Source organism: Pseudomonas sp. AE27 (assembly GCF_037113495.1).
Lineage (GTDB): Bacteria > Pseudomonadota > Gammaproteobacteria > Pseudomonadales > Pseudomonadaceae > Aquipseudomonas > Aquipseudomonas palmensis.
The window spans coordinates 2,002,107-2,020,283 of record NZ_CP146966.1; the positions used below are offsets into that span (position 1 = coordinate 2,002,107).

The window sequence follows — 18,177 nt, forward strand, 5'->3', positions numbered from 1 at the left end:
TCAAAACAGAAAATAACGCTGCGCCATCGGCAGCACGCTGGCCGGCTCGCACACCAGCAGCTCGCCGTCGGCGCGTACCTCATAGGTTTGTGAATCCACTTCGATGGTGGGCATCAGCCCGTTGTGCAGCATGTCGGCCTTGCGCACCGTGCGACAGCCCCGGGCCACGCCGATCAGGCTGCGCAGGCGCAGTTCATGGTGAACGCCACGCTCCACCGCGGCCTGGGACAGGAACGTCATGCGCGTGGCGTTGCGCGCCTGGCCCAGGGCGCCGAACATCGGCCGGTAGTGCACCGGCTGCGGCGTGGGGATCGAGCCGTTGATGTCGCCCATCGGCGCCATCACGATCATCCCGCCCTTGACCACCAGTGCGGGCTTGACCCCGAAGAACGCCGGCGACCACAGCACCAGGTCGGCCAGCTTGCCGGCCTCCAGCGAACCGACTTCATGGGCAATGCCATGGGTCAGCGCCGGGTTGATGGTGTACTTGGCGATGTAGCGCTTGACCCGGAAGTTGTCGCTGCGCGCGGTGTCAGGCGCCAACGGGCCGCGGCGCAGTTTCATCTGGTGCGCCACCTGCCAGGTGCGCAGCACCACCTCGCCCACCCGGCCCATGGCCTGGGAGTCTGACGAGGTCATCGAGAACGCGCCGATGTCGTGCAGGATGTCTTCGGCGGCAATCGTCTCGCGGCGGATGCGCGACTCGGCGAAGGCCACGTCCTCGGGGATGCTGGTGTCCAGGTGGTGGCACACCATCAGCATGTCCAGGTGCTCGTCCACGGTGTTGACGGTGTACGGCAGGGTCGGGTTGGTGGAGGACGGCAGCACGTTGGCGTAGCCCGCCGCACGGATGATGTCCGGCGCATGCCCGCCGCCCGCGCCTTCGGTATGGAAGGTGTGAATGGTGCGGTCGCCGATGGCGGCCAGGGTGTCTTCGATGCAGCCGCTCTCGTTGAGGGTGTCGCTGTGCAGCGCCACCTGCACGTCCATCGCCTCGGCCACGCCCAGGCAACAGTCGATGGCCGCCGGGGTCGAGCCCCAGTCTTCGTGCAGTTTGAGCCCCACCGCCCCGGCCTCGATCTGCTCGCGCAGGGCCTGGGGTTGCGAGGCATTGCCCTTGCCCAGCAGGCCGATGTTGATCGGCAGTTCGTCGGCGGCCTGGAGCATGCGCGCCAGGTACCAGGTGCCCGAGGTGCAGGTGGTGGCGTTGGTGCCGGTGGCCGGCCCGGTGCCGCCGCCGATGAAGGTGGTGATGCCCGACACCAGCGCCTCGTCGACCTGCTGCGGGCAGATGAAATGAATGTGCGAGTCGATGCCGCCGGCGGTGACGATCTTGCCCTCGGCGGCGATCACCTCGGTGCCCGGCCCCACCGCCAGGGTCACGCCGGGCTGCACGTCGGGGTTGCCGGCCTTGCCGATGCCGAAGATGCGCCCGTTCTTCACACCGATATCGGCCTTGACGATGCCCCAGTGGTCGATGATCAGGGCGTTGGTCAGCACCAGGTCCATGGCCTCGGCGGCCAGCATCTGGCCCTGGCCCATGCCGTCGCGGATCACCTTGCCGCCGCCGAACTTGACCTCTTCACCGTAGACCGTGAAGTCCTGCTCGACCTCCACCCACAGCTCGGTGTCGGCCAGGCGCACACGGTCGCCCACGGTGGGGCCGAACATGTCGGCATAGGCACGCCGGGAAATACGGCTCATGCCACGGCCTCCAGCTTGCCCATCACCCGGCCCTGGAAACCGTACACCTCGCGCTTGCCGGCATAGGCCACCAGGTTGACGGTGCGCGCCTGGCCCGGTTCGAAGCGCACGGCAGTGCCGGCGGCGATGTCCAGGCGAAAGCCGCGGGTGGCCTCGCGCTCGAACACCAGAAAGGCGTTGACCTCGTAGAAGTGATAGTGCGAGCCGACCTGGATCGGCCGGTCGCCATGGTTGGCCACGCTGACGCTGATCGTGGCGCGACCGGCGTTGAGTTCGATGTCGCCGTCGGCGACCTGGATTTCTCCGGGAATCATGGGCTGCTCCTGGGCAGGTCAGACGATAGGGTCGTGGACGGTGACCAGCTTGGTCCCGTCGGGAAAGGTCGCTTCCACCTGCACGTCGTGGATCATCTCGCTGACACCTTCCATCACCTGGTCACGCCCGAGCACTTCGCGGCCCAGGCTCATCAGCTCGGCCACCGTGCGCCCGTCGCGGGCACCTTCCATCACGCTGGCACTGATCAGCGCCACCGCCTCGGGGTAGTTGAGCTTCAGCCCACGGGCCAGGCGGCGCTCGGCGAGCAACGCGGCGGTGAACAGCAGCAGTTTGTCTTTCTCTCTCGGGGTCAGCTCCATGGTGCGGTCTCTCAAGTGGCCCAGATGCGCGGCGGGCATGGCGGCAAGCCGACGACGGTTGGTCGCAGGGCGCGCCACAGCCGCTGCAGGGTGGATTGCAGGCGTTGGTTGTCGTGGTCGAGCAGGCGCACCACCAGCAGCTGGCCAAGCAGCGTGGCGCCGGCGGGCACCGGCAGCGGGTGGATCAGTTCGCGCACCTGTTCAAGCAGTTGCTCGTTGGCCGGGGCGGCGCAGAAGGTGGCCAGCAGCGGGTGGCCGCCCAGCTTGTGCAGGTGCCCACCCTGCAGGCGCAGGCGCTCGTGCAGGCCGGGGTCGTCGGGCATGTCCACCTGCAGCCGGCTGTCCACGGCGCCATGGCTGAAGGCCTCGCCCATTACCGGGCGGCCCAGGCACAGGGTTTCCCAGGCCAGCAGGCGCGCGCCGGGGGCCAGGCTGAAATGGCTGTGCAGCGATACCCGCGCGCCGGGGAAGCAGATGCTGTCCTGGGGCAACCACTCCAGGATGCTGCCCTCGGCCAGGTGAAAGCGCTGGCGCAGCACCGAGGTGGGCCCGGCACTGCGGTAGAACTTGGTGGCGCCGGGCATGGTCAGCAGCGCATGGCTGCCCGGCTCCAGGTGCAGGTTCAGGGCCAGGCGATCACCCCCCACCACCCCGCCCGGGGGGTGCAGCACATACACATGGCAGGGGTCGCCTTCGGGGTAGAACGGGCGTTGCACCAGAAGTGGGCCGAAATGCTGGCGTGCACCAATTCGGGTCCGCCCCTGACCTGCGACGAAGCGCAGGTTCAGTTCGGCGTTCCAGCCGGCCGGATCAACCGGCGCGGGGATAAATCGTTGAGCTAGCGTCATGCACGGCGGCCCTGGGCAATGGAGTGGCGACACGGCAAGGCCGGTGTCTGACCAATCGATCAGCTATCGATGCCTGGGGCAATGCAGGTTGCGAGCCAATGTTGTGCATTGGCGTGGTCACGGCGTAGGAAACGCCCTGCGATGGTTACTGCTGGCCAAACAGGTCATGAGCGTCGAGCAGCCGGTAGGCGATCTCGGGACGTTTTTCGAGGGCGCGGCGGATGGCCGCCGGTATGCTCTGGCGGGTCTTGCGGCACAACCCTGGCGGGCCCTCGACCTCGATACGAATACCGCGCATGGTGCGCACTTCATTGGGGCCGGGGGCGATGTGCACCTGGATGCCGAGCTGATCGAACAGGCGGCGCTGCAGGTGTTCGAGGTCGGGCAGGCTCTGCAGGTTTTCCAGGCGTTGGAGCAGGCGGTTTTCTTCCTGGCGGGTCAGGCGCAGAATGCGCAGGTCGGCGCCCGGCGTTTCGAGCAGGCGTTCGCGCTCGCAGATGCAGGCACCGGGTGGGCAGGGTTGGCGCAGCGGTATGATGGGCTCCATGAGGCCCAAGCATAGTCACCGGCCCCTTCGCCGGCAACGCCGGCTCCTGCCCGGTTTGCGTCGCGTGCAGGCGCTGGCGTTGCCGGCGAAGGCGTCACTGGAGATCCTTGCATGAAACAACCCGAACTCGACCTGTTCGGCCCACCCGCCCTCGGCGCCCCCGAATGGATCGGCAAGCAGACGCTGCTGCTGCCAGGCTTTGCCCTGGACCTCGTCGAGCCCCTGCTGCCGGCCCTGCGCACGGTGCTGCGCGCCGCACCGTTTCGCAACCAGCTCACCCCCGGCGGGCGCACCATCGAAGTGGCGGTCACCAATTGTGGGCCACTGGGCTGGGTCAGCGACCGCCTGGGCTACCGCTACAGCCCCTTCGACCCGCTCACCGGCAAGCCCTGGCCTGCCCTGCCCACGCTGCTCGCCGAGCTGGCCGCTGCCGCTGCAGAGGCCGCCGGCTTCGCCCATTTCAGGCCCGACGCCTGCCTGATCAACCACTACCAGCCCGGCAACCGCCTGACCCTGCACCAGGACCGCAACGAACGCGACTTCAGCCAGCCCATCGTGTCGATCTCGCTGGGCCTGCCGGCGGTGTTCCTGTTCGGCGGGCACACCCGCAGCGAACCCACCCGCAAGGTCGGCCTACAGCACGGCGACGTGATGGTCTGGGGCGGCGAGGATCGCCTGCGCTTTCACGGGGTCAACCCGCTCAAGGACGGCGAGCACCCACTGCTGGGCGCCCGCCGCATCAACCTGACCCTGCGCAAGGCCGGTCAACCCGATTGAACTCCCGCCGGTCTGCGCCCCTCCCACTTCATAGGGTTTGTATGAACGATGGAGCACGGCAATGGCCAAGCCACTGCAGGAATACCAGCGCAAGCGCAACTTCGACGCCACCCCGGAGCCGGCCGGCAAGGCCCGCCGCGGTGCGCGCGCGCAGGCGTTGCAGTTCTGCATCCAGAAGCACGACGCCAGCCACCTGCATTACGACTTTCGCCTGGAGCTGAACGGCACCCTCAAGAGCTGGGCCATCCCCAAGGGCCCGTCACTGGACCCGAAGGTCAAGCGCCTGGCCGTCCACGTCGAAGACCACCCGCTGGACTACGCCAGCTTCGAGGGCAGCATCCCCGCAGGCCATTACGGTGCGGGCGAAGTGATCGTGTGGGACCGCGGCGTGTGGCTGCCCGAGGGCGACCCGGCCCAGGCCTATGCCAGCGGCAAGCTGCGTTTTCGCCTGCAGGGCGAAAAGCTGAACGGCACCTGGCATCTGTTTCGCACCCGCCTTGGCGGCAAGAAGGAACAGTGGATGCTGGTCAAGTCCGACGACGAGGCTGCCCGCGCCGAGGCCGACTACGACGTGCTGCAGGCCCAGCCCGACAGCGTGCTCAGCGAGCGCAGCCTGATCCCCCGCACCAGGGGCAAGGGCAAAGACAAGGACAAGGACAAGCCCAAGGCCGCCCCCCCGCTTCGCCGCCCAGCCAGGGCCGGCACACTGAGTGCGGCCAGGAAGGCCACCCTGCCCGCCGCCCTCACGCCGCAACTGGCCACCCTGGTGGAAACCCCGCCACAAGGCGACTGGCGCTACGAGGTCAAGTTCGACGGCTACCGCATCCTGGCGCGCATCGACGGCGACGACGTGCGCCTGTTCACCCGCAACGGCCACGACTGGACCGCGCGCATGCCGCTGCAGGCCAAGGCCCTGGCCGGCCTGGGGCTGAGCTCGGCCTGGCTGGATGGCGAAGTGGTGGTGGCCAACGCCGAGGGTATCGCCGACTTCCAGGCCCTGCAGAACGCCTTCGACAGCGACACCGATGCCAACATCGTCTACTACCTGTTCGACCTGCCCTACCTCAATGGCATGGACCTGCGCCAATGCCCGTTGCAGGAGCGGCGCGCCGCCCTGGCGGCCGTGCTTGAACCGGCCGACGAACAACGCCTGCGTTTGAGTGCCGACTTCGACGAAGCCCCCGAGTCCCTTCTGGCCAGCGCCTGCCAGATGCAGATGGAGGGCCTGATCGGCAAACGTGCCGACAGCCTCTATGTATCGCGGCGCAGTCACGACTGGATCAAGCTCAAGTGCAAGCAGCGCCAGGAATTCGTGATCGTCGGCTTCACCGAACCCAAGGGCAGCCGCGCCGCGTTCGGCGCCCTGCTGCTGGGGGTGCACGACGCCGACAGCGGCCAGCTGCGCTACGCCGGCAAGGTCGGCACCGGCTTCAATACCGCCACCCTGCAGAGCCTGCTCCAGCGCCTCACCCCGCTCGAGGTGAAAAAGCCCGCGGTCGCCCACCCACCCACCGGCGCCGAAGCCCGCGGCGTGCACTGGCTCAGGCCACAGCTGCTGGCCGAGGTGGCCTACGCCCAGATGACCCGCGAAGGGGTGGTACGCCATTCGGTGTTCCATGGCCTGCGCGAAGACAAGCCGGCCCGCGCCATCGGCCTGGAGAAACCCGTGAAAGCGCCTACCCGCAAAGCCTCCGACAACACCCTGCGCATCACCCACCCCGACCGGGTGATCGATGCCAGCAGCGGCACCGACAAACGCCAGGTGGCCGAGTACTACGCCCAGGTCGCCGAATGGATCCTGCCGCACCTCAAGCGTCGCCCCGTGGCGCTGGTGCGCGCACCGGAGGGCCTGAGCGGTGAGCTGTTCTTCCAGAAGAACGCCGCCCAGCTGAACATCCCGGGCCTGGAGAGTCACGACAAGGCCGAGGCCGGCCAGGCAGTGATGATCATCGACCGCGCCGACACCCTGCTGGGCGCGGTACAGATGAACACCCTGGAACTGCACACCTGGAACGCCACCGCCAGGGACTTCGACAAACCCGACCGTTTCGTGCTCGACCTCGACCCCGACCCGGCATTGCCCTGGAAGGCCATGGTCGAAGCGACCCAGCTGACCCTGGCACTGCTCGACGAACTGGGCCTGCAGGCGTTTCTGAAAACCAGTGGCGGCAAGGGCATGCACGTGGTGGTGCCGCTGACCCGGCGTGCCGGCTGGGACGAGGTCAAGGCGTTCAGCCATGCCATCGTCACCCACATGGCCGGGTTGTTCCCCGACCGGCTGTCCGCCGTTTCGGGGCCTAAGAACCGCGTGGGGCGCATCTTCATCGACTACCTGCGCAATGCCCGTGGCGCCACTACCGTGTGCGCCTATTCGCTGCGCGCCCGCGAAGGGCTGCCGGTGTCGGTACCGATCCGCCGCGAAGAGCTCACCGAACTCAAGGGCGCCAACCAGTGGAACCTGCACAACCTGGGCGAGCGCCTGGCCAATGGCGACGACCCCTGGGCCGACTACGACAAGACCCGCCAGTCGCTCACCGTGGCGCTGCGCAAGCGCATGGGCGTGGCGTGAAGGGCCTGGACTGGATCGACCTGCTGCAGTGGCCGGCCATGCTGCTCACCCTGGTGGCAGCCTGGTGGATCGGCTCGCGTCAGCCGCGTCGGCGGCGCATCGGCTTCTGCTGCTTCATGGCCAGCAACCTGCTGTGGGTGGTGTGGGGCTGGCAGACCGAGGCCTGGGCATTGATCGTGCTGCAGTTCTGCCTGTGCGCCATGAACCTGCGCGGCCTGAAAAAGAATACCTCGACCCACGCTGCGTGCCCCAAGGAGTCCGCCTCATGAGCATTGTTCAAACCTTCGACCTGGGCCGCCTGGACACCCTGCTGCGCCAGTTCGCCGAGCGCCCGCAACCGCTGAACCTGGACAGCCAGCTGCTCGAACTGATGCAGGCCCTGCAGGCAGCCGGCCTGGAACGCCTGCCGTTGCCCGGCCAGGGCCAGACGCTGCAGCGCTGGCAGACCCTGGCACGGGTGGCCGGCGCCGACCTGGCCCTGGCCAAGCTGTATGAAGGGCATACCGATGCCCTGGCGATACTCGCCGAATGCGCCGGGGCGCACCTGGCCGGCAACGGGATCTGGGGCGTATGGGCGGCCGAGCCGCCCAGCGCACGGGTGCGCATCGTGGCTCGCGACAACCAGCGGGTGTACCTGCAGGGGCGCAAGGCCTGGTGCTCCGGCGCGCTGCAGATCGACCACGGCCTGCTCACCGCCTGGGACGAAGACGAACAGCCGCAACTGGTGGCGCTGGACCTTGCCGAGACGGGTCTGCACCGGGTGGCAGACGGCTGGCAGGCGGTGGGCATGGGCATTACCGCCAGCGTCGAGCTGGAACTGGAACACACCCCGGCGCACCTGGTGGGTGGCCCTGGCCAGTACCTCAGTCGCCCCGGCTTCTGGCACGGCGGCGCCGGCATCGCCGCCTGCTGGTACGGCGCCGCCGAGGCCCTGGCCGACTACCTGCGCGAACACTGTCGCCAGCCACGCCCCGACCCCCACGCCGACGCCCACCTGGGCGCGGTGGACGCTGCCCTGTGCGGCGCCGCTGCAGCCCTGCGCGAGTGCGCCGCACAGATCGACGCACAGCCCCAGGCCGATGCCCAGTTCGCCGTACGCCGTGTGCGCGCCCAGGTCGAATACGCCGCCACCCTGGTGCTGACCCACGTGGGCCGCGCCCTGGGTGCCACCCCGTTCTGCCGCAACAGCCACTTCGCCCGGCTCAGCGCCGACCTGCCGGTGTTCCTGCGCCAGAGCCACGCCGAGCGCGACCTGGCCGAACTGGGCCGGCAACTGGCCGGGCGTGAAGCCGGCGGGTGGCAGCTATGAGCGTCGACAACCCGATCAAGGCAGCCGGCAGTGGCACGCCATTGTCGCTGTGGCAGGCGTCCAGCGCCCTGGCCCAGGTCGCCACGGTGCAGGCCGATGAGCTGCTGCCCCCCGGTGCGCGCCTGGTGGTGGTGGCGCCCCACCCGGATGACGAGGTGCTCGGTTGCGGTGGCCTGCTGTCGACCTTCTGCGGCCGTGAGCAGGCGTTGCTGCTGGTGTCGGTGACCGATGGCGAAGGCAGCCACCCCGGCTCGCTCGCCTGGCCAGGCGAGCGCCTGCGCGTGCAGCGCCCCCTGGAAAGCCGCGCAGCCCTGGCCGCGCTGGGGCTGGACGTCGACCGGGTGGCCTGGCAGCGCCTGCACCTGGCCGACAGTGGCGTGGCCGCGCACGAAGCGCAGCTGGCCCATGCGCTGGTGCGTTGCCTGCGCCCCGACGACCGGGTGCTGAGCACCTGGCGCCTGGACGGCCACTGCGACCACGAGGCCGTGGGCCGTGCCAGCGCACAGGCGGCGCAGACCGTGGGCGCGCAACTGATCGAGGTGCCGATCTGGGCCTGGCACTGGGCCCGGCCGGACGACCCGCGCCTGCCGTGGCGCCGTGCGCGCAAGCTGGCGCTCAGCCCGCAGCAACTTGCGCGCAAGCGCGCCGCCATCGCCGCGCATGCCAGCCAGCTCCATGCCGATGGCGAGCAGCCACCGGTGTTGAGCCAGACCACCCTGCAACGCCTTCTGCAACCTTTCGAACTGCTGTTTCTATGACGGGTGTTTCCATGAGCGTATCGCCGCAGTATTTCGAACAGCTGTTCGAGCACGATGAAGACCCCTGGGCCTTTCGGACCCGCTGGTACGAGAAGCGCAAGCGCGACCTGACCCTGGCCTGCCTGCCGCGCCAGTACTACACGCGCATCTTCGAGCCCGCCTGCGCCAACGGCGAGCTCAGTGCAGCGCTGGCCGAGCGCACCGAGGCCCTGCTGTGCCAGGACCTCAATGCCACTGCCGTGGAGCTTGCGCGCCGGCGCCTGGCAGCCTGCCCCCAGGCCAGTGTGAGCCAGGGCCACCTGCCCGGCGACTGGCCGGGGGGTGAGTTCGACCTGATCGTGCTCAGCGAGATCGGCTACTACCTCGACCCCGCGCAGTGGCTGCAGGTGATCGAACAGGCCGTGGCCAGCCTGAGCCCTGGCGGCGCGCTGTTGGCCTGCCACTGGCTGCACCCCATCGACGGCTGCCCGCAGGATGGCCGCCAGGTACACGCCCTGCTCGATCAGCGCCTGCCGCTGTACCGCGCCGTGCGCCACGAAGAAGCCGACTTCCTGCTCGAATACTGGTGTTGCCAGCCGTGTGCCATTGACCTGCAGGAGCCTTGCCTATGATCGGCGTGATCGTCCCCGCGCATAACGAAGAACAGTACCTGCCGGCCTGCCTGCGCGCCCTCGGGCAGGCGGCGGCGCAGGCCGAGGCCCTTGGCGAGCGCGTAGAGATCGTGGTGGTGCTCGACCAGTGCAGCGATGCCAGCCAAGCCATTGCCCTGGCGCACGGCGTGCACACCCTGCAGGTCACTGCGCGCAACGTGGGCTACGCCCGGCGTGCCGGCGCCAGCTGGATGCTCGAGCGCGGCGCGCGCTGGCTGGCCTGCACCGACGCCGACAGCTGCGTGCCGGCCGACTGGCTGGTGTGCCAGCTGGACTGCGCCGCCGACGCCGTGTGCGGCACGGTGCACGTGGAGCAATGGCAGGCGCACCAGGATGCGGCGTTGCAGGCGCGTTACCTGGCCCACTACCAGGCCCGCGAGGACCACCGGCACATCCATGGCGCCAACCTGGGCATCTGCGCCAGGGCCTACCAGCGGGTCGGCGGGTTCCGGCCCGTGCCGCTAGACGAAGACGTGCAACTGATCAGCGACCTTGAGCTGAGCGGCGCGCGCATCGTGTGGACGGCACGCAACAGCGTGTCCACCAGCAGCCGTGGCGACTGCCGGGCGCGGGGCGGCTTCGGCGACTTCCTCACCACCCTGGCGGCTACCCCGTGAGCCGTGGCGCGGCGCAGGTGCACATCGGCATCTCGGGCTGGCGCTATGTGCCGTGGCGGGGCGACTTCTACCCCGAGGGCCTGCGCCAGAAGGACGAGCTGCACTTCGCCTCGCGGGCGGTCAACAGCATCGAGATCAACGGCACCTTCTACGCGCTGCAACGTCCCGAGCGTTTCGCCGGCTGGGCGGCCGAAACGCCGCCAGGCTTCGTGTTCAGCGTCAAGGCGCCGCGCTTCATCACCCACGTGAAGCGCCTGCGCGAGATCGACGAACCGCTGGCCAACTTCTATGCCTCCGGCCCCCTGTCGCTGGGCAGCAAGCTGGGGCCGACCTTGTGGCAGTTCCCGCCGAACATGCGTTTTGACGAGGGGTTGTTCGATGCGTTTCTGGCGCGCCTGCCGCACACCGGCAAGCAGGCCAAGGCCCTGGCCGCGCAGTGTGCCGAGCGGATGCAGCGTGCGGGTTACCTGGAGGGCGCCGACCGGCAGGTGGTGCGCCATGCAGTGGAGGTGCGTCACGAGAGCTTTCTGGACCCGGCGTTCGTGGCGTTGCTGCGCAAGTACCGGGTAGCGCTGGTGGTGGCCGACACGGCGAAGAAGTGGCCGCATGTGGAGGACCTGACCAGCGACTTCGTGTACATGCGCCTGCATGGGGATGTGGCGCTGTACAGCAGCGGTTATTCGCAGGCGGCCTTGCGCGGCTGGCAAAAGCGTATCCAGGCGTGGAAACGCGGGGCGCAGCCTGGGGATGCGCGCTTGATCGATGCGGCGAGTGCGGCGCCGAAGGCGGCGCATCGCGATGTGTACTGCTACTTCGACAACGACATCAAGGTGCGCGCGCCCTATGACGCCAGACGGTTGCTGGAGCTGCTGAAGCTGGACAAGGGCCTGGAAGCGACACCGGGTGCTGCGCTGTAGGAGCCCGCCTGGCTGGCGAACCGGACACCGCGAAACACCGGCCAACGCAGCGCGCCCCTTCGCCGGCAACGCCGGCGCCTACATGCCGTTCACATACCCCTTGAGAAAATCGATCCAGGCCCGCACCTTGCGCGGCACGTGGTTGCTGGCCGGGTAAAGCGCGTACACGCTCTGCTCGGCAAAGCGATACCCCGGCAATGCATCCAGCAGGCGCCCGGTACGCAGGTCGTCCTCGATCAACCAGGCCGGCAGCAGCGCCACGCCCAGCCCCTGCAAGGCGAACGAGCGCAGGATCGAAGCATTGTCTGCCACCATCACCGCCCGGCCCGAAGGCTCGTACACCGCCGCCTCCCCCCTCTGATCGAGCAACGCCCAACCGGCCTGGCGCTCGAAACGCCCATGCACCAGCCTGGGCAAGGCGTTCACCTGGGCAAGGGTCGCCCCCGGCACGCCCACGCCCGGCGCCATCACCAGGTGCACTGCATAGGTCTCCAGGCACACCCCGCGGTAGCCTGAATCCTGCGCCTGCCCTAACCGGATGGCCACGTCGAAGCGCTCCTGCACCAGGTCCGCGTGGCTGGTGTGGGTTTCCAGCCGCACGTTGAGCAACGGGTGCTCGCGCATGAACAGCTGCAAGGCCGGCGCCACCACGCGCAAACCGTACTCCACCGTGGAGGTGACCCGCAGGCTGCCCTGCAACCCGCCATGCTCGGCACGCGCCTGCTCGATGGCCAGCCGCGCCTGCTCCAGCACCAGCAGGCACTGACGGTAGAAGCCCTCGCCGGCATCGGTCAACGCCACCCGGCGCGTGGTGCGGATCAGCAGGGTCACGCCCAGCTGCGCCTCCAGCTGCTTGATACCGAAGCTGACCGCGGCGCGGGTCTGGCACAGGCGTGTGGCCGCCGCCGTGAACGACCCCGCCTCCACCACGGCGCAAAACAGCTCGAAACGGTCCAGGCTGACCATGCAAAGGCCCCTTGATTGTCAAAATAATTCGACCAATCTGGCAGTATTGCGGGGCTTATTCAATCATCAGCACCGCCCTACACTGCGCCCATCGTTCTCCAGCGGCGCCCCGTCATGCCTTTTCGCAGCAAAGTCAGCCTGATCTTCCTGATGGGTTTTGCCCTCGACCTGCTCAACCTGTTCGTGCTCAACAGCGCCTACCCCGCCCTGCAGCGCCAGCTCGGCGCCTCGGTCACGCAGCTGGGCTGGGTCGGCAACGCCTACATGCTCGGCCTGACCCTGATCATCCCGCTGGGTAACGGGCTGGCGCAGCGCATCGGCGAGCGCGCCACTCTGCTGCTGTCGCTGGCCCTGTTCGGCCTGGGCTGTGCCCTGGCAGGCTCGGCCCGGAGCATCGAGGCACTGATCGGCTGGCGCCTGCTGCAGGGCCTGGGTGGCGGCCTGCTGATCCCGGTGGGCCAGGCGCTGGCCTACCGCGCCTGCCCCGCCAGCGAGCGCGCCGGCCTCACCTCGCGGGTGATGATGGTGGCCCTGCTGGTGCCGGCGCTGTCGCCGGCGCTGGGCGGGCTGATGGCCGACCAGGGCGACTGGCGCTGGGTGTTCTTCGCCCTGCTTGCGCCCACCCTGGCGTGCGCCGCGCTGGTGCTGGCCTGGCTGCCCGGCGGTCGGCCCCAGCCCAGCGCACGGCCGGCCCTGGACCTGCGCCTGTTGCGCCAGCCACTGCTGCACACCGCCATGCTCATCTACCTGTGCGTACCGGGCGTGTTCATGGGGATCAACCTGGTGGCGGCGCTGTACCTGCAAGGCACGCTGGGCCTGAGCGCCACTGCCACCGGCGGGCTGATGCTGCCGTGGGCCGCCGGTGCGCTGGCGGCAATCGCCCTGAGCCGGTGGCGCTTCAACGCACTGGGCCCACGCCCGCTGCTGCTGGCCGGCATGGGCATTCAAAGCCTGGCGGTGCTGGCGTTGGCCAGCCCCTGGCTGGTCGCCCACTCCGGTTGGCTGGTGCTGCTGTATGCGTTGCTGGGCCTGGGCAGCAGCCTGTGCAGCAGCACCGCGCAGACGGCGGCGTTCGTGGCGATCCCCGAGGCGGCCATGGGCGCGGCCAGTGCGTTGTGGAGCCTGAACCGGCAGTTGAGTTTCTTTTTCGGGGTGGCGTTGCTCGGCGCAGTGCTCGACTGGCGATTGCCGGGGCCTACAGCCTACGCGCAAGTGCTGGCGCTGGGCGCCGCGCTGACCTTGCTGCCCTTGCCCTGGGTGCTGCGCCTGCCGGGCGCCCGGGCCGTGTTTGTTCAACCTGTGGAGTGAGTGCAATGCCAGAGCGTAATGCGGGGTTTGAAGAGGTGCTGGAGGCGCATGTGCAGATCCGCCAGTGGCTGGCCGGCGAGGCTCGGCCGCCGTTGCTGGAGCGCTTTGCCGAGGGGTTCTCGATGTTCACGCTCAAGGGCACGGTGCTCGACAAGGCGCAGCTGGAGGGTTTTTTTGCTCAGGCCTATGGCTCGCGGCCTGGCCTGCGCATCGAGATCGATGAGATGCACGACGTGGCGCCGGGGGTGGTGACCTATCGCGAGCATCAGCAGGATGACAGCGGCCAGACCACGCTGCGCTGGTCGACGGTGGTGTTCGATGGGCAGGGCAAGTGGCTGCATTTGCAGGAGACCGCGGTAACGCCGCAGCCTGTGTAGGAGCCAGCCTTGCTGGCGAAGCGAACACCGAAAAAGCCCGACAGCCCGCAGTGTGGCCTTCGCCGGCAACGCCGGCTCCTACCGCGAAGGTGCGGCCTTCTTGGCCGGCGCCTTCTTGCCCCCACCCAGGCTGCGCTTGAGCAGCTCGGTGAGGTCGATGATGTCCGCACCCTTGCCCGCTGCCTGGTCTTCGGGTGCCTCCACGGTGGCGATCTTGCCCTGGCTGGCCTTCTCCTCCACCAGCGCCATGATGGTGTCCTTGAAGTCGTTGTGGTACTCCTGCGGCGTCCAGTGCCCGGCCATGTCCTCCACCAGACGCTTGGCCATCTGCAGCTCCTTCTTGTCCACCGTGGCCGCGCTCACGCTCTTGTCCAGCTCCAGCCCTTCGAGCCCGCGGACCTCATCGGGCCAGCGCAGGGTGATCATCACCAGGGCGTCCTCCAGCGGGCGCAGCAGCGCCAGGTGCTGCTGGGTATGCAGCACCACCTTGGCCAGCGCCACCTTGCCGGTGCTCTCCAGGGTCTGGCGCAGCAGCGCATAGACCTTGCCACCGCGCTTGTCCGGCGCCAGGTAGTACGGCGTGTCGAAGTGCTGCAGCGGAATCTCGTCACTGCCCACGAACGAGAAGATATCGATGGTCTGGGTGGCCTCGGGCCGCGCCTTGCGGATCTCGTCCTCGCTGATCACCACATAGCGGCCCTTCTCGAACGCTACGCCCTTGACGATATGCTCCTTGTCGATCTCCTTGCCGGTGACCTTGTTCACCCGCTTGTAGCCCACCGGGTCCATGCTGCGCTTGTCGAGCCAGTCGAAATCGACCCGGTCGCTGCTGACCGCCGTGGTCAGCGACACCGGGATATGCACCAGCCCGAAACTGATCGCGCCCTTCCAGATCGCCCTGCTGGCCATGCTCGTCTCCTCGCCTAAGGCAATGGGTTGCCACCGGTCACGCCAAACACTTCACCGGTGATGTAACTGGATTCCTGCGACGCCAGCAGCACGTACAACGGCGCACACTCGGCCGGCTGGCCGGGGCGCTTCATCGGCGTGTGCCCGCCGAAGTCGGGGATCTTCTCCGGCGGCTGCCCGCCGCTGGGCTGCAGCACCGTCCAGATCGGCCCCGGTGCCACCGCGTTGACGCGGATGCCGCGCTCGATCACCTGCTTGGCCAGGGCCTTGGTAAAGGCCACGATCGCCGCCTTGGTGGTGGCGTAGTCGAGCAGGGTCGCCGACGGCTGGTACGACTGGATCGATGCGGTGTTGATGATGGTGGCCCCGGCCGGCATCAGCGGCACGGCCGCCTGGCACAGCCAGAACAGCGCGTACACGTTGGTCTTCATGGTGGCGTCGAACTGTTCGCTGCTGACCTGGCCCACCTGCTTGCGCGCCACCTGCTTGCCTGCCACGTTGACCAGGATGTCCAGCCCGCCCAACTGGTCGTGGGCCTGGCTGACCAGTTCGCGGCAAAAGGCCTCGTCCTTGAGGTCGCCCGGCAAGGCGATGGCACGCCGGCCCTCGGCCTCGATCAACTGGATGACCTCCTTGGCATCGCTGTGCTCGATGGGCAGGTAGTTGAGCACGATGTCCGCACCCTCGCGGGCAAAGGCGATGGCCACCGCACGGCCGATCCCGGAGTCGGCGCCCGTGATCAGCGCCTTGCGCCCCTGGAGCCGGCCAAAGCCCTGGTAGCTGTGCTCACCGTGGTCCGGCTTGGGTTGCATGCCGCTGTCCAGCCCCGGCGCCGATTGGCCCTGGGCCGGAAACGGCGGTTGCGGGTACTGGGTCAGCGGGTTGCGCATGCTGTACTGGTTGCTGGGTTTTGGCGTCGACATCGGGATCCTCCGGTACGGTTCAGTGCCTCAGTGCGTGGGGGCCTGCCTGGCGCAGCCGCAGCCACTGGCAGAACAGGGTTTGCCGGCCGGGTGATGATCGGCGCAGGCCTGACAGCAATAAGACTTGCCTTCGCGTTGCACGGGGTTGTCGCCGACCTTGCAGTTGCAGTCCGGGCAGGCACAGGTCTGTTGGTCCATGGTCTTGACTCCTGAAGGTGATGGTCGTCATCGGTGGCGCCGTTTGGCGCCCCTGCAAGAAGTGACCGGCCCGCGCGCGCAATGGTTCAAGGCAGTTGGTCCGCTTGCGGCAAAGCCGATGAAACCCTGGCCGCTTTGTGACCTCCACAGAACACGAGGGGCCCTTTCGCCCCGGTACCGGAGACCGCCATGACAAGCCACCTGGTCAAGCTGTTCACCCAACCCAACTCGGCGTGGGCCGATATTCGCCACGACGAGGAAGCCCACCCGCGTCACTACCTGTCACACCTGCTGTTGCTGGCACTGATCCCCACCGTATGCCTGTTCATCGGGATCACCTCGGTGGGCTGGAGCCTGGCCGAAAACGAGAACGTGCGCCTGAGTGCCAGCAGCGCGTTGCAGCTGTGCATCCTGCTGTTTCTGGCGATCATGGCGGGCACGGTGCTGATGGGGGCATTCATCCGCTGGATGTCGCGTACCTTCGATGCACGCCCCACCCTCAACCAGTGCATCGGCTTTGCTGCCTACACTGCCACACCGTATTTCGTAGCCGGGCTGGCCGGGCTGTACCCGAGCCGTTGGCTGGCGGTCACGATACTGGGCGCGGCCACGGTGTACGCGACCTTTCTGCTGTTCACCGGTCTGCCGACCTTCATGCGCATCCGCAAGGAAGACGGCCTGCTGTACTCGGCCAGCGTGTGGGGGGTGGGGTTGCTGGTGCAGGTGACCATCCTGGTGTCGATGATCCTGTTCTGGTTCAACACCCTGCAACCGGAATACCTGCGCCCGGCCGGCCTGGGCTAGCCGGGCGCATGGGGGTCAGGCGCGGTACAGCCTGCGCGGCCGCAGGCCCATGGTGCGGCGCTCTTCGCGGATCTGACCCACCAGGTCCGCGATGGCCCGCATGTCGGGCAAGGCGCTCAGCTGGATACCCGTGACCGTAAGCTCGGCATACTCGGCATCGGCCGGCAGGTGGATGGTCAGCGCCAATCCGTCGCTGCACGCCACTTCACAGCGCCATGGCAGAAAGGCGCCTTCTATCAGGCGACGCAGTTCCAGATCACACACTCCGTTCATTGGCATGATGCAACCCTCGATGTCTCAGGTGTAACCACTAGTAAGGGCCCCCCGGGCCCGACATTCAAATCGAAAACTCCAATACAGCCCCCGGCATCTGATTGACCGGGGCAATGAAACCGCACCGGCATGTTCAGCCGTTGCGCGTCACCGTCAGCCCCACCGCTGCAATGCGCTCGACCTGCTCGTAGCCAGGTTCGAGCAGTTGCTCGCCAAACACGTCAGGGTCCAGCTCCTGGTAGTGCCACGACCATTGCGGGGCGGTGAGCTGGGCACGGATGGCGGCCAGGAACGGGTCGTGCCCGTCGACCATCGCCACCCCGGTGTACAGCAGCAGCGTGCCGCCCTGGCTCAGGCGCCCGATTGCCTCGTTGACGATGCGCAGCGACAGGTCGGCGCCCAGGCTGCCGCCACCGTGCCGATAGGCCCGGCGGCCGGCATCGAGCATGTACGGCGGGTTGGCGACGATCAGGTCGAAGTTGCCGGTAATGCCCTGCAGTACATCGCTGTGCGCCACCGACACATTGGCCAGCCCGGCCAAGGCCACGTTGATCGCGCTCAGGCGCAGGGCGTCGGGGTTGATGTCCAGCGCGGTGACCTGGGCATGCCGGCGTGCACGGCCGATCAGTATTGCCCCTACCCCGGCCCCGCAGCCGATATCCACCGCGTGGTTGATTTCGCTGAAGCGGCCCTGCAGGTGGCTGGCGATAAAGTGTGCGAAACGGTAGCTGTCGGGCCCGAAGAACACCGCATCGGCCTGCGTGGTGGGAAAGCCCGAATGCACGAACAGCAGGTCCTCCAGGCTCGACCAGCGCACCCGGCTGCGCCAGCAGTCGCCGTCTTCGTCGAGAATCTGTGCCACGCGCATCTGCGCCAGTTCGTCGGCCGACAGCAGCGAAGCGGTGAACGGACGGTTCCAGCCAAAAATGTCGCGCAGGGTGCGTGCCCGCGCCGCGCTCTGGCGCTCGTTGTTGCGCTGCTGGGTCAGCGGGGTGACGCAGGTGAAGCGGTAGCCGTCGGCCTGCAGGCGCCGGCCCAGTTGCAGCAGGGCCTTGTCCGCTTCAGGCTGGCAGGTGTTCAGCAGCATG

The 18,177-nt window shown here is 68.0% G+C and carries 22 protein-coding genes; 11 read left to right on the top strand and 11 right to left on the bottom strand.

Annotation, left to right across the window (positions count from 1 at the left end; genetic code table 11):
* The 5 genes from ureC to V9K84_RS09120 all read right to left on the bottom strand — a co-directional run bounded on the left by ureC (position 1) and on the right by V9K84_RS09120 (position 3,734).
* Positions 1-1,704 (bottom strand): urease subunit alpha, encoded by a 1,704-nt coding sequence (gene ureC / locus V9K84_RS09100; RefSeq protein WP_088515075.1) that lies wholly within the window; start codon positions 1,702-1,704, stop codon positions 1-3.
* Positions 1,701-2,018 (bottom strand): urease subunit beta, encoded by a 318-nt coding sequence (locus V9K84_RS09105; RefSeq protein WP_054914443.1) that lies wholly within the window; start codon positions 2,016-2,018, stop codon positions 1,701-1,703. The genes ureC and V9K84_RS09105 overlap by 4 nt, the downstream gene beginning before the upstream one ends.
* A gap of 18 nt (positions 2,019-2,036) precedes the next feature.
* Positions 2,037-2,339, bottom strand: a complete 303-nt coding sequence (locus V9K84_RS09110) for an urease subunit gamma (RefSeq protein WP_043859641.1) — start codon at positions 2,337-2,339, stop codon at positions 2,037-2,039.
* A gap of 11 nt (positions 2,340-2,350) precedes the next feature.
* A complete protein-coding gene (locus V9K84_RS09115; RefSeq protein ID WP_088515076.1) occupies positions 2,351-3,187 on the bottom strand; it encodes an urease accessory protein UreD in 837 nt (278 codons plus the stop codon).
* A 145-nt stretch (positions 3,188-3,332) separates the two neighbouring features.
* Entirely contained in the window at positions 3,333-3,734 is a 402-nt protein-coding gene (locus V9K84_RS09120) for a hypothetical protein (protein WP_054914649.1), read from the bottom strand.
* A gap of 111 nt (positions 3,735-3,845) precedes the next feature.
* Between V9K84_RS09120 and alkB the strand changes: the two genes are divergently transcribed.
* The 8 genes from alkB (at position 3,846) to V9K84_RS09160 (ending at position 11,331) form a co-directional block, all read left to right on the top strand.
* Positions 3,846-4,511, top strand: coding sequence for a DNA oxidative demethylase AlkB (gene alkB / locus V9K84_RS09125; RefSeq protein WP_054914441.1), 666 nt, complete (start codon positions 3,846-3,848; stop codon positions 4,509-4,511).
* Positions 4,512-4,572: 61 nt separating this feature from the next.
* Entirely contained in the window at positions 4,573-7,080 is a 2,508-nt protein-coding gene (ligD, locus tag V9K84_RS09130) for a DNA ligase D (RefSeq protein ID WP_088515077.1), read from the top strand.
* Between the two features lie 5 nt (positions 7,081-7,085).
* On the top strand, positions 7,086-7,349 hold the full coding sequence (locus V9K84_RS09135) for a hypothetical protein (protein ID WP_054914648.1): 264 nt from the start codon (positions 7,086-7,088) through the stop codon (positions 7,347-7,349).
* Positions 7,346-8,389: a hypothetical protein gene (locus V9K84_RS09140; RefSeq protein ID WP_054914439.1), complete on the top strand. Its 1,044-nt coding sequence runs from the start codon at positions 7,346-7,348 to the stop codon at positions 8,387-8,389. The genes V9K84_RS09135 and V9K84_RS09140 overlap by 4 nt, the downstream gene beginning before the upstream one ends.
* A complete protein-coding gene (locus V9K84_RS09145; RefSeq protein WP_088515078.1) occupies positions 8,386-9,147 on the top strand; it encodes a PIG-L family deacetylase in 762 nt (253 codons plus the stop codon). Before V9K84_RS09140 ends, V9K84_RS09145 begins: the two co-directional genes overlap by 4 nt.
* Before the next feature lie 11 nt (positions 9,148-9,158).
* A complete protein-coding gene (locus V9K84_RS09150) occupies positions 9,159-9,758 on the top strand; it encodes a class I SAM-dependent methyltransferase (protein WP_054914437.1) in 600 nt (199 codons plus the stop codon).
* On the top strand, positions 9,755-10,414 hold the full coding sequence (locus V9K84_RS09155) for a glycosyltransferase (protein ID WP_043860031.1): 660 nt from the start codon (positions 9,755-9,757) through the stop codon (positions 10,412-10,414). Before V9K84_RS09150 ends, V9K84_RS09155 begins: the two co-directional genes overlap by 4 nt.
* A complete protein-coding gene (locus tag V9K84_RS09160; protein ID WP_078481219.1) occupies positions 10,411-11,331 on the top strand; it encodes a DUF72 domain-containing protein in 921 nt (306 codons plus the stop codon). The genes V9K84_RS09155 and V9K84_RS09160 overlap by 4 nt, the downstream gene beginning before the upstream one ends.
* 78 nt (positions 11,332-11,409) lie before the next feature.
* Here the strand turns inward: V9K84_RS09160 and V9K84_RS09165 are convergent, their stop codons facing one another.
* Positions 11,410-12,297, bottom strand: coding sequence for a LysR family transcriptional regulator (locus V9K84_RS09165; protein ID WP_088515079.1), 888 nt, complete (start codon positions 12,295-12,297; stop codon positions 11,410-11,412).
* Between the two features lie 114 nt (positions 12,298-12,411).
* Here V9K84_RS09165 and V9K84_RS09170 point away from each other — a divergent pair, with 114 nt between their 5' ends.
* Positions 12,412-13,605 carry an MFS transporter gene (locus tag V9K84_RS09170; RefSeq protein ID WP_088515080.1) on the top strand — a complete coding sequence of 398 codons (1,194 nt, stop codon included), beginning with the start codon at positions 12,412-12,414 and terminating at the stop codon, positions 13,603-13,605.
* 5 nt (positions 13,606-13,610) lie between these two features.
* Entirely contained in the window at positions 13,611-13,982 is a 372-nt protein-coding gene (locus V9K84_RS09175) for a hypothetical protein (protein ID WP_058540247.1), read from the top strand.
* 78 nt (positions 13,983-14,060) lie between these two features.
* On the opposite strand, the gene V9K84_RS09180 is transcribed toward V9K84_RS09175, so the two are convergent.
* The 3 genes from V9K84_RS09180 to V9K84_RS09190 are packed head-to-tail and all read right to left on the bottom strand — an operon-like array spanning position 14,061 to position 16,012.
* The gene (locus V9K84_RS09180; RefSeq protein WP_078481224.1) at positions 14,061-14,891 is read right to left on the bottom strand and encodes a Ku protein; all 831 of its coding nucleotides are present in this window, start codon (positions 14,889-14,891) and stop codon (positions 14,061-14,063) included.
* Positions 14,892-14,905: 14 nt separating this feature from the next.
* Positions 14,906-15,814: an SDR family oxidoreductase gene (locus V9K84_RS09185; protein ID WP_043860037.1), complete on the bottom strand. Its 909-nt coding sequence runs from the start codon at positions 15,812-15,814 to the stop codon at positions 14,906-14,908.
* 27 nt (positions 15,815-15,841) lie between these two features.
* Positions 15,842-16,012: a metallothionein gene (locus tag V9K84_RS09190; RefSeq protein WP_043860038.1), complete on the bottom strand. Its 171-nt coding sequence runs from the start codon at positions 16,010-16,012 to the stop codon at positions 15,842-15,844.
* Between the two features lie 189 nt (positions 16,013-16,201).
* Between V9K84_RS09190 and V9K84_RS09195 the strand changes: the two genes are divergently transcribed.
* The gene (locus V9K84_RS09195) at positions 16,202-16,816 is read left to right on the top strand and encodes a Yip1 family protein (RefSeq protein WP_054914434.1); all 615 of its coding nucleotides are present in this window, start codon (positions 16,202-16,204) and stop codon (positions 16,814-16,816) included.
* Between the two features lie 15 nt (positions 16,817-16,831).
* Here the strand turns inward: V9K84_RS09195 and V9K84_RS09200 are convergent, their stop codons facing one another.
* Positions 16,832-17,095 carry a DUF1652 domain-containing protein gene (locus tag V9K84_RS09200; RefSeq protein WP_088515081.1) on the bottom strand — a complete coding sequence of 88 codons (264 nt, stop codon included), beginning with the start codon at positions 17,093-17,095 and terminating at the stop codon, positions 16,832-16,834.
* 127 nt (positions 17,096-17,222) lie between these two features.
* Complete coding sequence (locus V9K84_RS09205; RefSeq protein ID WP_043860041.1) at positions 17,223-18,176, bottom strand: class I SAM-dependent methyltransferase; 954 nt, start codon at positions 18,174-18,176, stop codon at positions 17,223-17,225.
* Position 18,177: the final 1 nt, after the last annotated feature.

Coding starts and splice junctions, on each gene's coding strand:
- V9K84_RS09165 (WP_088515079.1), bottom strand. CDS start 12,297: ATGGTCAGCCTGGACCGTTTCGAGCTGTTTTGCGCCGTGGTGGAGGCG.
- V9K84_RS09200 (WP_088515081.1), bottom strand. CDS start 17,095: ATGCCAATGAACGGAGTGTGTGATCTGGAACTGCGTCGCCTGATAGAA.
- V9K84_RS09170 (WP_088515080.1), top strand. CDS start 12,412: ATGCCTTTTCGCAGCAAAGTCAGCCTGATCTTCCTGATGGGTTTTGCC.
- ureC (WP_088515075.1), bottom strand. CDS start 1,704: ATGAGCCGTATTTCCCGGCGTGCCTATGCCGACATGTTCGGCCCCACC.
- V9K84_RS09140 (WP_054914439.1), top strand. CDS start 7,346: ATGAGCATTGTTCAAACCTTCGACCTGGGCCGCCTGGACACCCTGCTG.
- V9K84_RS09175 (WP_058540247.1), top strand. CDS start 13,611: ATGCCAGAGCGTAATGCGGGGTTTGAAGAGGTGCTGGAGGCGCATGTG.
- V9K84_RS09190 (WP_043860038.1), bottom strand. CDS start 16,012: ATGGACCAACAGACCTGTGCCTGCCCGGACTGCAACTGCAAGGTCGGC.
- V9K84_RS09120 (WP_054914649.1), bottom strand. CDS start 3,734: ATGGAGCCCATCATACCGCTGCGCCAACCCTGCCCACCCGGTGCCTGC.
- V9K84_RS09180 (WP_078481224.1), bottom strand. CDS start 14,891: ATGGCCAGCAGGGCGATCTGGAAGGGCGCGATCAGTTTCGGGCTGGTG.
- V9K84_RS09110 (WP_043859641.1), bottom strand. CDS start 2,339: ATGGAGCTGACCCCGAGAGAGAAAGACAAACTGCTGCTGTTCACCGCC.
- V9K84_RS09195 (WP_054914434.1), top strand. CDS start 16,202: ATGACAAGCCACCTGGTCAAGCTGTTCACCCAACCCAACTCGGCGTGG.
- ligD (WP_088515077.1), top strand. CDS start 4,573: ATGGCCAAGCCACTGCAGGAATACCAGCGCAAGCGCAACTTCGACGCC.
- V9K84_RS09105 (WP_054914443.1), bottom strand. CDS start 2,018: ATGATTCCCGGAGAAATCCAGGTCGCCGACGGCGACATCGAACTCAAC.
- alkB (WP_054914441.1), top strand. CDS start 3,846: ATGAAACAACCCGAACTCGACCTGTTCGGCCCACCCGCCCTCGGCGCC.
- V9K84_RS09150 (WP_054914437.1), top strand. CDS start 9,159: ATGAGCGTATCGCCGCAGTATTTCGAACAGCTGTTCGAGCACGATGAA.
- V9K84_RS09145 (WP_088515078.1), top strand. CDS start 8,386: ATGAGCGTCGACAACCCGATCAAGGCAGCCGGCAGTGGCACGCCATTG.
- V9K84_RS09115 (WP_088515076.1), bottom strand. CDS start 3,187: ATGACGCTAGCTCAACGATTTATCCCCGCGCCGGTTGATCCGGCCGGC.
- V9K84_RS09205 (WP_043860041.1), bottom strand. CDS start 18,176: ATGCTGCTGAACACCTGCCAGCCTGAAGCGGACAAGGCCCTGCTGCAA.
- V9K84_RS09185 (WP_043860037.1), bottom strand. CDS start 15,814: ATGTCGACGCCAAAACCCAGCAACCAGTACAGCATGCGCAACCCGCTG.
- V9K84_RS09155 (WP_043860031.1), top strand. CDS start 9,755: ATGATCGGCGTGATCGTCCCCGCGCATAACGAAGAACAGTACCTGCCG.